The sequence below is a fragment of the Thermodesulfobacteriota bacterium genome (assembly GCA_040753795.1).
In the GTDB taxonomy this organism is placed as follows: domain Bacteria; phylum Desulfobacterota; class Desulfobacteria; order Desulfobacterales; family Desulfosudaceae; genus JBFMDX01.
On sequence record JBFMDX010000016.1, the window covers coordinates 76,044 to 89,025 of the forward strand.

Sequence of the window (12,982 nt, forward strand, 5' to 3'; positions counted from 1 at the left end):
CCGATCAATTGTCTTTTTTCATGTCCCGTGGTTCGATAAACGCTTCCACCCGTTTGCCTTCGCCGCTTTCTACCGTGACCGTTTCGCTGTCCAGGTGCATGATAATTTTTTTGCCGGCGATGTAACTGTTGTTCTGCAGCACCATGGACTTGTCGCCGGATAGAATGATCGTTTGCTGGGCCTTATCATACACAGCCTCTTCCGTCTTTGCAATTTTTTCTCCGGAGGTGATGACGACATTTCCGCTGGCGATGATTTTTGTCAGACTGTTGCCACTGGTAATATCGTCTCCTTTTGTTTCCGGAGACGGCTGGTAGAAAATTTTCAGTTGATCGGCGGTAATATCAAAGCGGTCGCCGAAGGCATGGACGTTCCCTTTGAATTCCGCGTAATTTTCCGTGCCGCCGGGGACCGTAAGGGCGTCGGCGCTGATACGGATGGCTCCGATAACGGTCAGGTCGGCCAGATTGTTTTCACTGGCGGCGGGACCGGTCATGACGGTGATCGCCGCCAGCAGCGCCCAGAGAAATGCCGCCAGCGCGGTCCCCCCGTAGCGTCCTCTTTCCTTTCGGCCCGGCGACGGCACGGCGGCCGGGAGTCGAACCCCCTGGCACCGGTCATGCCGGAATCTATTGTTGCAAATCCTATTCAAGTAATCTGTCCTGTCGATGTCAACCGGCTTGATGAACCGCCCACTGGATCAGTTTCGGGTGAGGTTTCCGTTGATGATGCCGTTTACGTTTCCGAGCAGTTCGGCTGTCATGGAACGTAAATCATACCGCAGCCTGTTTCCCGTAAGGTGAAGAGAATCGCTTTCCACCTTAACCTGTTCATCGGCGGTTATTATATGGTCTTGATCCCGATAACGCAACGACTGTGTATATATTTTGCCTTCCGGAATATGGATAACGACGTTACCGGTGATTTCGGCGTCGCTGGAGTCAAGGGACAGCATCCCCTTGTCGGCGGTAACGCGGAAAGCGTCACCACCGGCGGTAAAGAGCGTCAGATCAATATCGGTCACCTGCGTCTGCCGGCTGCTTCGGGAGAGCCGGGCCGAGGCGGCTTTCAGCGACCATTTCCTGTCGCCGTTTTCGATAAAGGTTTGACGGATGCCCTCCAGTGACACGTCCGGCGCGGTTCGGATGAGTTTGGCCGCGCTTTCCCGCCGTTTTTCCCGGCCGCCGTCGTACAGCGCCAGGTAGGCGATCAGACCAAGAACCGGCAGGATCAGAAGCATCGGGAACAGAGAGCGTTTGGGAGAAGCCATCAGCCGGGACCTTCACAGATAGGTTGCCAGGGCCTGCTGCCAGAGCCCCTGCGACCGGAGAAGATTTTCGCAGACCTCCCGGACCGCGCCGCGGCCGCCTTCGGCCGTTGTCACCATAGCCGCCACGCGGATCACTTCCGGATGGGCGTTGGCTACCGCGATGGGCAGGCCGACCTTTTTCAACAGGGGGATGTCGGGCAGGTCGTCACCGATAAAGGCCACCTCCCGGAAGGAGCCGATCCCCGTTTCGGTCATGATGGGCGCGAGGGCCGCGCTTTTATCCCAGACATCATCATAAACGCAGGTGATGCCCAGCTCCCGGCAACGCCGGGAAAGCGCCGACGATGATCGGCCGGTGACGATACCCACCTGCAAACCGGCGGCCATCACCATTTTGATGCCGAGACCGTCCCGGACGGAAAAGGTTTTGGTCTCCGTCTCGGGACCGGAGTAGCTGATGCCGCCGTCCGTAAGCACGCCGTCGACGTCAAGCAGCAGCAGCCGGATTCCGGAAAAGAGCGTTTGAATGTCGGGCGTCATTTTACAACCTGCCGGATAGCGTCCCGGATGGCCTGCAGTTTAAGCAGGATGCCGCGAACGGAGTCCAGGTACAGGGAATTGGGCCCGTCACAAAGCGCCTTCTCCGGATCTTCGTGGACCTCCATGAAAATACCGTCCGCACCGGCGGCCACGGCCGCTCCGGCCAGAAGCGGCGCGAAGGCCCGTTCTCCACCGGAGCGCGATCCGCCGCCGCCGGGAAGCTGCACACTGTGCGTGGCGTCGAAAATGACCGGCTTGCGCGTTTCCTTCTGGATGATGGGAATGCCGCGGAAGTCCACCACCAGATTGTTGTAACCGAACATCGTGCCCCGCTCCGTGATCAGGATGTTGCGGTTACCGGAGGAGGAAGCTTTTTCCACGATGTTTTTGACATCCCAGGGCGCCAGAAACTGCCCTTTTTTAATGTTCAGCGTCTTGCCTGATCCGGCAGCCCGCAGGATGAAATCGGTCTGCCGGCACAGAAAAGCCGGGACCTGGATGATATCCAGCACCTCTGCCGCCGCCTCGACCTGCTCCGGGAGATGGACATCGGAAATGACAGCGACCCCCAGCGTCTCTTTTATCTTCTTCAGGATGGAGAGCCCTTCATCCAGCCCCGGACCGCGGAAGGAGTGAATGGAGGTTCGGTTGGCCTTGTCAAAGGACGCTTTGAAAACAAAGGGCAGGCGTAATTCGTTCGTGACGGATTTTAAAAATTCCGCCGTTCGGAAAGTGCTGTCCTCGTCCTCGATGACGCACGGACCGGCGATTAAAACCAGCGGCTCACCGCCGCCGATATGAATCCGGCCGACCGGAATCCGGTCGGTCGGGAATAGTGGTGTTGTCAACCAATTCTCCCTGATGAATTCATTATCACCTGCTCTAGGATTTACTGGACGCAAAGGGTGGCTTGTCAAACAGGGGGCGCACACAGGTGTTCCGTTCGACCCCTGACCCTTAAACCTTGAACCTAATACTATCTTCCTAACCCGACCGGCGGTGAAAGTCAAGCAGGCGGCAGTGGTTGAGGAATCCGGATATTTTAACCTTGAATATGCAGATATTGCCTGATACAGTGATAAAGATTTTTAAGGCCGGGCACATTTGCAAAGGAAGATCGAAAAAAAATGAAGAAAAAAACAGCCGCCGGGCTGCTCGCGTTACTGCTGATAATTATCATTGTTGCCGCTGTGATCTGGGTTTTCCCTAAAATGGAAGGCGAACCGCCGGCGGTGACCTTTCCCGGGCTGAAGCCGGCACTGGGGGCCGCGTCGGAATTCGCGGTGGTCATCGCCGATTCGAAGAACGGGCTGAAAAGCGCTTCCGTGACGCTGCTGGCCGCCGGTCAGGAACACGCCCTGGCCGATTTTTCTTCAGCCGGCTCCGGAGAAATTATCGCCAGCAAACAGTTCGATATCAGTCTGGCGCCGAAAAAGGCGGGAATCCCGGACGGGCCGGCCACCCTGCGGGTTCAGGCCCGGGACAGCGCCTGGCGGGGCTGGTTCAAAGGGAACCTGGCGTATGTTGAAAAAGAGGTGGCCATCGACACCAAAAAACCTGAAGTGGAGGTGCTGACCCCTCAACATTATATAAATAAGGGCGGGGTCGGCCTGGTCATCTACAGGGTGCTCGAGCCGGATACGGTTCACGGGGTTCAGGTGGGGGACAGGTTCTTCCCGGGTCGCGCCGGTCAGTTTGAGGACGCGAACATCTGCCTTGGCTTTTTCGCGGTGGCTTACGATCAACCACCGGACGTCAGCCCCATGGTGCAGGTCACCGACGCCGCGGGCAACATTACCCGGGCCGGTTTTTATCATTTGATCAAACCCAAGGTTTTCGCGGAGGATCTGATCCCCCTCTCCGACGGCTTCTTAAACACCGTCATGCCGGCTTTTGACGTTCCGGTACCGGATGACCGGCCGATCGAGACATTCAAATACGTTAATACCGAACTGCGGATCAAGAACGATGAAACCATCCGTTCCGTCTGTCGTCAATCCGACAACCAGCAGCACTGGCAGGGCGTTTTCGTGAGTTTTCCCAACGCCACCTGCCGGGCCGCCTTCGGAGATCATCGCACTTATCAATATCAGGGGCAGGTCGTCAGCCAGGCTTATCATCTGGGCGTCGATCTGGCGTCCCTGGCCAAGTCACCGGTTCCGGCCGGTAATGCCGGCCGGGTGGCCTTTGCCGGAGACCTCGGTATTTACGGCCGGGCCGTCATCATTGATCATGGCCTCGGTCTGTTCAGCCTGTATGGCCATCTCAGCCAGATCAGCGTGGCGGAGGACCAGATGGTCTCCCGGGGGGAAACGATCGGCCTGTCCGGGCAGACGGGGCTGGCGGGAGGCGACCATCTTCACTACAGCATGCTGCTTCAGGATACCTTCATCAATCCCATCGAATGGTGGGATGAATCCTGGATTACCAACAACATCAACAGTAAAAAGGACATGATCCGGAATCCGCCGGCCGGCTCTTAACCGGGATATCAGAGGGAATATCGTTACGGGAATGAAAAAACAGCAGGGGCAAAACAAGGAAAACGAAGCGACAGCGAGGTCTTCCGGCACCAGCAGTTGGCGGGAGAACGTTGAAGCGGTATTAATCGCCGTTCTGCTGGCGCTGTTTATCCGGACGTTTGTGGTTCAGGCGTTTAAAATTCCTTCCGGATCGATGAAAGATACCCTGCTCATCGGGGATCATATTCTGGTCAATAAATTCGCTTACGGTATCGACATCCCTTTCCTTCATATTTCCCTGATAAAGGGGGAACCCCCGCGGCGGGGTGATATCATCGTCTTTAAATACCCCGGCAACCCCGACAAGGATTACATCAAGCGGGTCGTGGCCGTGGCCGGCGATGTGGTTTCCGTCCGGGACAAGCAGCTTTACGTCAACCAGCAGCCCATGCAGGAAAAATACATTATTCATACCGACACCGCCGTTCAGCCGGTAAGGGATGACTTCGGTCCGGTGCAGGTGCCGGATCACCAGCTATTCGTGATGGGCGACAACCGCGATAACAGCAGTGACAGCCGGTTTTGGGGATTTCTCGATCTGGAGGCGGTCCGGGGGAAAGCGTTCCTGATATACTGGTCCTGGAACGGTGAATCGGAGTCTTTGGCGGGCCGGGTCCGCTGGTCGAGAATCGGCAATGTCGTGAAATAGGGGGCGTCATGGGGGGCTTGTCGACCAAACACATCCTGGAGATGGCGTCGCTGTCGTGCGATGACATCACGCTGATCCTGGACACGGCCGTGAACATGAAGGAGATTTCAAGGCGGCCCGTCAAAAAAGTACCGACCCTGCGGGGCAAGACCGTGGTGAGCTTTTTCTATGAATCCAGTACCCGCACCCGGGTGTCCTTCGATCTTGCCGCCAAACGCCTCAGTGCGGATTCGGTGGCGCTGACTGCCGGGGCCAGCAGCATGACCAAGGGGGAAACGCTGGTCGATACCGTCCGGAATCTGGAGGTCATGTCCCCGGATATAATCGTTATCCGGCACTCTTCCGCCGGCGCGCCTCACCTGCTGGCCCGCCATGTTTCCCTGCCAGTGATCAACGCCGGCGACGGCATGCACGCCCATCCCTCACAGGCCCTGCTGGACCTGATGACCGTTCGGGAGAAAAAAGGCCGCATCGCCGGTCTGCGGCTGGCCATCATCGGCGATATCGCCCGTAGCCGGGTCGCCCGGTGCAACATAGCGGGCTTTCGCAAGATGGGGGCCAGCGTCGTGGTGGCGGCGCCGCCGACCATGCTGCCGTTCGGCATCGATTCTCTGGGCGCGGAGGTGACGCACAGCGCGGATGAGGCCATTGACGGAGCGGACGTGATTATGATGTTGAGGATCCAGAAGGAGCGCCTGGCAGCCCATCTGTTTTCATCGGCGCGGGAGTACGCCAGAACCTTCGGGCTGACGGTGGAGCGGGTGAAGCGGGCGCGTCCGGACGCGCTGATCATGCATCCCGGCCCGTTGAACCGGGGCGTGGAAATCGCGCCGGAGGTGGCTGACGGACCGTGTTCGGTGATTCTGGATCAGGTGGAAAACGGTGTGGCGGTTAGGATGGCGCTGTTTTATCTGGTATTGGGAGGCCAGCGGGATGGTGGTGATTAGAGGCGGTCGGGTGGTTGACCCGGGACATCTGGACGGGATTTACGACATTTATATTTCCGAAGGCCGGATTGTCGATATTGCCGCCCCGTCTGCCGGGGCGGCGTCTTCTCCGGCCGTGACCGAAGAAATTCAGGCCGCCGGCAAAATCGTCACGCCCGGTCTGATTGACATGCATGTTCATCTGCGGGAGCCGGGATACGAATACAAGGAGACCATCGCCACCGGCTGCCTGGCCGCGGCCTGTGGAGGATTTACGGCGGTTTGCCCCATGCCCAATACGGAGCCGGTGAATGACAGGGCCGAGGTCTGTCGGTTTATGATTTCCCAGGCGGCCGCGAGCGGGGTTGGCGTCCGCGTGCTTCCCATCGGCGCCATCAGCCGGGACCAGGAGGGGAAAGACCTGGCCGAATTCGCCGGTCTGAAAGAAGCCGGCGCTGTGGCGGTATCCGATGACGGCAAGCCGGTTTCCGATGATCTGCTCATGCGTCGGGCCATGGAATACGCCAAAGGATTCGGCCTGCCGGTTATTTCCCACTGCGAGGTGGTCAGCCTGGCGGCCGGGGGCGCCATGAACGAGGGACTGGCGTCGACGCGGCTGGGGCTGGCCGGGATCCCCAACGCGGCGGAACGCATCATGGTGGAACGGGACATCGCCCTGTGCGAACTGACCGGCGCCGCGTTGCATATCGCCCACGTAAGCGCCCGGGAGTCAGTCCGGGCCATAAGGGAGGCAAAAAAAAGAGGCGTGCCGGTGACGGCGGAAACAGCGCCCCATTTTTTCATGCTGACGGACGAAGCGGTGGGGGAATATGACACGGCCGCCAAGGTCAACCCGCCCCTGCGGTCGGAAGCGGACCGGGAAGCCGTCTGTGAGGGGCTGGCCGATGGCACCATTGACGCCATTGCCAGCGATCACGCGCCTCATTCCGTCATGGAAAAAGAGGTGGAGTTCGATCTCGCGGCCAACGGCATCAGCGGACTGGAGACTTCTCTGGCATTGTCCCTGTCGCTGGTAAGGCGCAACCTGATCTCCATCAGCCGCCTGGTGGAGGCCATGTCGCTTGCCCCGGCCCGGATTCTGGGTCTTCCCGGCGGTCTGGCCGTCGGCGGTCCCGCGGATATTACCGTGATCGATCCGGATATGGCCTGGCGGGTGGATGCGGCATCGTTCCGTTCCCTGGGAAAGAATACGCCGTTCGATCGATGGGAGCTTCAGGGAAAGGCGGTTCTGACCATGGTGGGCGGCCGGGTCGTATACTACGGGCTGGCGCCCGGCGCCGGACGCTGCCGATAGAGGAAAAACCGATGGCCGAGAAACAGGCGCATATCCTTGTCGTCGACGACGAGTTGAGCATGCGTGAACTGCTGGATGTCATGCTTTCCCGGGAAGGTTACCGAATTTCCCTGGCGGAGGACGGCCGCAAGGCCATCGCCATGATCGGTGAGATCAAGTTTGATCTGGTGCTGTGCGATGTCCGGCTGGGAGATCTGTCCGGGATCGAGGTGCTGAAGGCCGCTAAAAAGGCCGACCCGGAAACCGTGGTGATCATGATTTCCGCTTATGCCGCAACCGAGACGGCAGTCGAAGCCATGAACGCCGGCGCCTATGATTTCGTGCCCAAGCCCCTGGACAGCAACGAACTGAAAAAAACCATCGAAAGCGCTCTTCTGCTAAAGACCGTGGAGCAGGAGAAAAAAGCCATCGATAAACGCCTTGAGAACAATCTGCACTTCCATAATATTGTCGGCGATCATCCCAAGATGCATCATATTTACCGTCTCATCCGTCAAGTGGCCAGAACCAAGACCCGGGTTCTGATCAGCGGTGAGAGCGGCACCGGTAAGGAGTTGATCGCCCGCGCCATTCACCGGGAGAGCGCCCGCACCGACAAACCGTTTGTAGTGGTCAACTGCGGCGGGATTCCGGAGAATTTGATGGAAAGCGAACTGTTCGGTCACAAGAAAGGTTCCTTTACCGGCGCGACCAACGACAAAAAGGGTCTTTTCACCATGGCCCATTCCGGGACGATTTTTCTGGATGAAATCGGGGAATTGAGCCTGCCCCTGCAGGTCAAGCTCCTGCGCGTTGTCCAGGACGGTGCGTTCAAACAGGTCGGCGGCACCGAGGATATCGTGGTGGACGCCAGGATTCTGGCCGCTACCAACAAGAATTTGTCCAAGGAAGTTATCGCGGGCAATTTCCGCGAAGATTTGTTTTACCGGTTGAACGTGATCGAACTGAAAGTCCCGCCTTTACGTGAGCGCAAGAGTGACATCCGACTGCTGGCGCAGTACTATCTGGAAAAATTTTCCGCCGAATTCGACAAAAAGGTCTCCAAGATATCATCTTATGCTATTGATATGTTGGAGAAATATGATTTTCCGGGAAATGTCCGCGAACTGGAGAACCTGATCGAGCGCAGCGTCGCCCTGACGGAAACCAATATCATTCTGCCGGAGAGCCTGTCGATTTCAACCTACAAACGGCGCTGGATCGAAGGGCTTCCGGGAAGGCGGTTCGATCTGGATGAGGTGACCAACGGCGTTCAACTCGACGAGATTCTGTCGGAAATTGAAAAAGCCTATCTGAATAAAGCCATGGAGGTCAGCGGCGGCAACAAGAACCGGGCCTGCGAACTTCTGGGGATCAGCCCGCGTTCTTTTCGCTATCGGCTTGACAAATTGGATCTGGAACGATAATATATAAATTGTTATCGATACTGAAAAATGGCGGGTATCCGAAAACGACGAGTATCCTCTGGCAAAATTATTAAAAAATCCGTCAATGAAGACAGCGATTATGGGACCGATCATGACTATCCGGGTGGACAATTTTCGCGTCGATGATGACAATAATTGTCGTTTCCTGTCTTTCAGCGTTGTGCCGGTGTTTTCGGCAAAAAGGATGCTTGTTTGTTTTTTCAGGGAAAACAAGTGGTTTTGTACTTAACCGACAACCTGCTGCTAAATGGCACCCTTATTGCATATGGGAAAGGCAACGTCAGGAAAAATGAACGGAGCCAAAACAAGAGAGGGAAATATCCTAAATTAAACACGGCTTGATTTAAACTAGAAACATATATGAAAGGAGGGAGGAGGCGTAAAAAAGGTTCAAAATACAGGGTAAATGGTACATTTCAAAAGAACTCAAACCAAAGGCATAAAGGAGACAACCATGTTACGTAAACTTCAGTTGAAAAAAGGCACCCAGGGTTTTACATTGATCGAATTGATGATCGTTATCGCCATCATCGGTATTCTGGCGGCTATCGCTATCCCCAACTTCATCGCTTACCGGAATAAATCCTTCTGCAGCCAGGCGGAATCCGATGCCAACAACATCGCCGCCGCCCTGTCGGATCATTTTTCCATTCCGTCCAATACCGATCTTCCTGCCAACACTTCTACTTGGGCAACCAATCTCTGCACCGGCCAAAACACTGCTGACGTTGAGGCGGCGGATCCCAACCTGAACATTACCGTTCTGGTTACTGACGCATCCGGAAGATGTCCGGTAGATTACCGGAATGCCGCCGGCGGCGCCTGGGGTACCGATTCCTTTATTTTCACCAAGACGCTGGAAATTTAACTTTATCTGCTGACGAGAAAAAGGGCGGGCCGTTGCGGCCCGCCCTTTTTTTATTTTGCCTGTACCCGTAAAAATTGATTATATTACAAAATAACTTCTGAAAATTAAACCGAACAACCGCCATCATCAATTTATATATGACCGTAATTGAGAACAGCATCAACACCAAGGTCTCCGGTCGCCGCCGGTCGTTGATGGCGCTGGCCGTTCTGGTGTGTTTGATCCTTCCCATCTATTCCAACACGTTTGATGTTCCCTGGCATTATGACGACCAGCCGAACATTCTGGCCAACGAGCGGTTGCATTTGACTTCCCTGGATACCTCATCAATCCGGGAGACTTTTTTCGCTCAGCCGGGCCGGCAACGCTTGTTCCGGCCTCTTCCCAACCTTTCCTTCGCTATAAACTGGTTTTTCGGCGGTGACGATCCCGCCGGATATCATACCGTCAATATGACCGTTCATATTCTGACGGCTTTTTTTTTGTATCTGACGGTTTATCAGATATTCAACACGCCGCTGCTCCTGTCGCAGTTTTCCAGGGATGATGTTTTTTCTGTTTCCCTGTTTAGCGCCGTCCTGTGGGCGATCAATCCTATTCAAACCCAAGCGGTCACATATATCGTTCAGCGCATGGCGCAGATGGCCGCCTTGTTTTATGTGGCCGGCATGTATTTTTATCTGAAGGCCAGATTACGTTCATCCCGATTCGCGATGGTTTACCGGGCACTGGTGGCGCTGATGTTTCTCTGCGCTGTTTTCTCAAAGGAAAACGCCATCATGTTCCCGGTAGCACTATTGCTGATGGAGACACTGTTGTTTGACTCTCCGAAGGGGGCAAAATCCCGGCAGCGTATTTTACTCTGGGGCGGCATTATCCTGATCGTCGGTATTGCCGGTATCTTTGTTTTTGTCCCTTTCAATCCATTGGTCTTTCTGGAGAGCTATCACTTCCGGTCTTTTTCTTTTCAAGAGCGGATCCTGTCGGAACCGCGGATTGTACTCTTTTATCTGTCTCAAATATTTTTTCCGCTTCCTTCCCGGTTATCTTTGGCGCACGACTTTTCTCTTTCACGCTCCCTGTTTGATCCCCCGATCACTTTTCTGGCTGTTTTTTCAATCCTCGGTCTGATCGCTGCGGCGATATTGTTTCGTCGCCGCCGGCCTTTATTCTCTTTCGCGACCCTGTTTTTTTTCGTCAATCATATTGTGGAATCTTCGATTTTTCCGCTGGAACTAATGTTTGAACATCGCAATTATCTGCCTTCTTTGTTTTTGTTTATGCCGGTCGCGGTCGGGGTTCGATGTCTGATGAATCGCTGTCGCCATGACCGCCGTATTGACTACCCGGCCATAGCGGTCTGTATTCCGGCGGTTATCGTGGCCCTGGGCATGTTTACCTATGAGCGAAACGCGGTCTGGGGATCTACGGTTGTCCTGTGGTATGACGCCATGAAAAAAGCGCCCAAACAGGCCGGACCGGTCAATAACATCGCCACCTATATCGGCTGGGGGAAGGACGCTTCTCCGCGGGAAAAGGAAGTGGCCATCGGGTTGTTTAACCGGGCCGCGACCATGGATCATCCCACGCCCAACTTCCGGGCCAGAATTTATGATAATATCGGTGTGTTGTCGGCGGAGCTGGGGAAATCGGGGCAGGCGGAAGAGGCTTACCGTACGGCCATCGGGCTGGATCCTCAATTCCTGAAAGCAAGGCATAACCTGGCCCGACTGCTGGCGGCCACGGCCCAGTGGGAAAAAGCCCTGACCGCGGCGGATGAGTTGATCGTCGCCTCCCGGGGAAAAGCCCTCCCGGATTATTATGAAACGCGGGGATTGATCCGGTTATGGATGGACGAACCCGAAAACGCCCTGGCCGATTTGAATCAGTCGCTGAACATGTCCCCTTTCCGTTCACCGGTGACGTTGCTGTATGCCGGGTGCGCCTTGAGCCGCACGGGCCGATACGAAATGGCCGAGCGGTTCTACAAGTTGTCTCAAAACCGGCAGCCGCCGCAGATTCTGGTCTGTTTTTTCCTGATTGAAAACAGCGCCAGGGCCGGGGACCAGGCGGCTGCTGAACAGTTCGCACGGGTTTTGTTCTCCGAGAAGAATGTTTATGATATACTGAAAACCTTTAAGAAACTTCCGGAGCCCGGACGAACGGCGCCTCTGGACAAGGCCCTGGTGGCGCCGATAATCAAAACCGTTTATCAGGCCATCGGCCGGGAAGCAGAAGAAAAGGCGATATTGCCCAGATGAGCGGATCCAGACGCATTAAACCCCATCCGTTCCGTGTGTACTATGTGCCGGTACTGTTGCTGGCCCTGGCCGGTTTACTCGATTCCGCTTACCTCTCCTATTCTCATTACCGGGTTTATACGGATATTTCGTACAGCAGTTTCTGCGCCGTTTCCAAGGCCATCAACTGCGATACGGTGTCTCAAAGCCCTTATGCGATTTTTCTGGATATTCCGGTGCCGGTCTGGGGCGTTATCGGCTACCTGTTTCTGGTGATACTGGTCGTTTTTGCCGGTCTGGACAAGAGCCGCGATAAATCCGGGTGGACGCTGCTGACGGTCATCTGCGGCGCTTATTCGGCGTACAGTATTGTGCTGGCGCTGATTTCCAACTATCTCATCCACAGTTACTGCATCATGTGCATCGCCAGCTACGGGATAAATTTCGCCCTGCTGGTATACTGCTGGCTGATCCGGCGCCGGTTTTCCGTGGATCCTTTCTGGAAAGGGTTATACGGCGATGCGCTGTTTTTCGCCTCGCTGCCGAAACACCAGGTGGTCACAGGCATTTTCGGACTGGCGGTAATATCGACGCTGGTGTTTCTTCCGGAATACTGGAAGATGGGCTACGGCACTTTGAATATAAATCTTCCCCACGGGATGACGGAAGACGGGCATCCCTGGATCGGTGCTGAAAACCCGGAACTGACGATCGTTGAGTTTACGGACTATCTTTGTTTCCAGTGCCGGAAGATGCATTATTACTTAAGAAGACTTGTTGAGGCCCATCCGGATAAGATTCGCCTGGTACACCGGCATTTTCCGGTTGATAATAAATTTAATCCCCTTATCAAGGACAAGTTTCACGTCGGGTCGGGCAAATTGGCCCTGCTGGCCATTTATGCCGCTCAAAAGGGAAAATTCTGGGAAGCAAGCGACCTGTTGTTCCAGGTTCCCCGGGAGAACCTGCCTCTGCCCGCGGTGGCTGAAATGACCGGGTTGGACGCTAGAGAACTGGCCTGGGCATTGCGGAGCGAGTGGATCAGATACCTGCTGCTGAATGATATCCGGGAAGGGCTGAAACTGGGGGTGGTTGGAACCCCCACTTATGTAATCAACAATGAAATGTATCTGGGTATTATTCCCCAGCATGTTGTCAGCGCGATCGTTGATTGATTCAATTTCACGCCGCTTTTCATAAAGCCGACAGGAATAACCGAAATGGG

General features: G+C 55.4%; 11 protein-coding genes and 1 pseudogene. 8 read left to right on the plus strand and 4 right to left on the minus strand.

Features of this window, described 5'->3' with window-relative positions; translation table 11 throughout:
- Nucleotides 1–4 precede the first annotated feature (4 nt).
- Genes AB1724_16135 through kdsA form a run of 4 tightly spaced genes read right to left on the minus strand, consistent with a single transcriptional unit; the run spans nucleotide 5 to nucleotide 2,628 of the window.
- Complete coding sequence (locus AB1724_16135; protein MEW6079337.1) at nucleotides 5–652, minus strand: LptA/OstA family protein; 648 nt, start codon at nucleotides 650–652, stop codon at nucleotides 5–7.
- A 48-nt stretch (nucleotides 653–700) separates the two neighbouring features.
- Nucleotides 701–1,270 (minus strand): LPS export ABC transporter periplasmic protein LptC, encoded by a 570-nt coding sequence (gene lptC / locus AB1724_16140; GenBank protein MEW6079338.1) that lies wholly within the window; start codon nucleotides 1,268–1,270, stop codon nucleotides 701–703.
- A 12-nt stretch (nucleotides 1,271–1,282) separates the two neighbouring features.
- Nucleotides 1,283–1,810 (minus strand): HAD hydrolase family protein, encoded by a 528-nt coding sequence (locus AB1724_16145; protein ID MEW6079339.1) that lies wholly within the window; start codon nucleotides 1,808–1,810, stop codon nucleotides 1,283–1,285.
- On the minus strand, nucleotides 1,807–2,628 hold the full coding sequence (gene kdsA / locus AB1724_16150) for a 3-deoxy-8-phosphooctulonate synthase (GenBank protein MEW6079340.1): 822 nt from the start codon (nucleotides 2,626–2,628) through the stop codon (nucleotides 1,807–1,809). The genes AB1724_16145 and kdsA overlap by 4 nt, the downstream gene beginning before the upstream one ends.
- Before the next feature lie 309 nt (nucleotides 2,629–2,937).
- Between kdsA and AB1724_16155 the strand changes: the two genes are divergently transcribed.
- The 8 genes and pseudogenes from AB1724_16155 (at nucleotide 2,938) to AB1724_16190 (ending at nucleotide 12,932) form a co-directional block, all read left to right on the plus strand.
- On the plus strand, nucleotides 2,938–4,293 hold the full coding sequence (locus AB1724_16155) for a M23 family metallopeptidase (GenBank protein ID MEW6079341.1): 1,356 nt from the start codon (nucleotides 2,938–2,940) through the stop codon (nucleotides 4,291–4,293).
- A 31-nt stretch (nucleotides 4,294–4,324) separates the two neighbouring features.
- A complete protein-coding gene (lepB, locus tag AB1724_16160) occupies nucleotides 4,325–4,981 on the plus strand; it encodes a signal peptidase I (GenBank protein MEW6079342.1) in 657 nt (218 codons plus the stop codon).
- Nucleotides 4,982–4,989: 8 nt separating this feature from the next.
- Nucleotides 4,990–5,928 carry an aspartate carbamoyltransferase catalytic subunit gene (locus tag AB1724_16165; protein ID MEW6079343.1) on the plus strand — a complete coding sequence of 313 codons (939 nt, stop codon included), beginning with the start codon at nucleotides 4,990–4,992 and terminating at the stop codon, nucleotides 5,926–5,928.
- Nucleotides 5,915–7,222, plus strand: a complete 1,308-nt coding sequence (locus AB1724_16170; GenBank protein ID MEW6079344.1) for a dihydroorotase — start codon at nucleotides 5,915–5,917, stop codon at nucleotides 7,220–7,222. The genes AB1724_16165 and AB1724_16170 overlap by 14 nt, the downstream gene beginning before the upstream one ends.
- An 11-nt stretch (nucleotides 7,223–7,233) precedes the next feature.
- Nucleotides 7,234–8,628 (plus strand): sigma-54 dependent transcriptional regulator, encoded by a 1,395-nt coding sequence (locus tag AB1724_16175; protein MEW6079345.1) that lies wholly within the window; start codon nucleotides 7,234–7,236, stop codon nucleotides 8,626–8,628.
- Nucleotides 8,629–9,103: 475 nt separating this feature from the next.
- A pseudogene (locus AB1724_16180) lies at nucleotides 9,104–9,214 on the plus strand (prepilin-type N-terminal cleavage/methylation domain-containing protein).
- A 440-nt stretch (nucleotides 9,215–9,654) separates the two neighbouring features.
- Nucleotides 9,655–11,778: a hypothetical protein gene (locus AB1724_16185; protein MEW6079346.1), complete on the plus strand. Its 2,124-nt coding sequence runs from the start codon at nucleotides 9,655–9,657 to the stop codon at nucleotides 11,776–11,778.
- Entirely contained in the window at nucleotides 11,775–12,932 is a 1,158-nt protein-coding gene (locus AB1724_16190; protein MEW6079347.1) for a vitamin K epoxide reductase family protein, read from the plus strand. Before AB1724_16185 ends, AB1724_16190 begins: the two co-directional genes overlap by 4 nt.
- The last annotated feature ends 50 nt before the right edge of the window (nucleotides 12,933–12,982 follow it).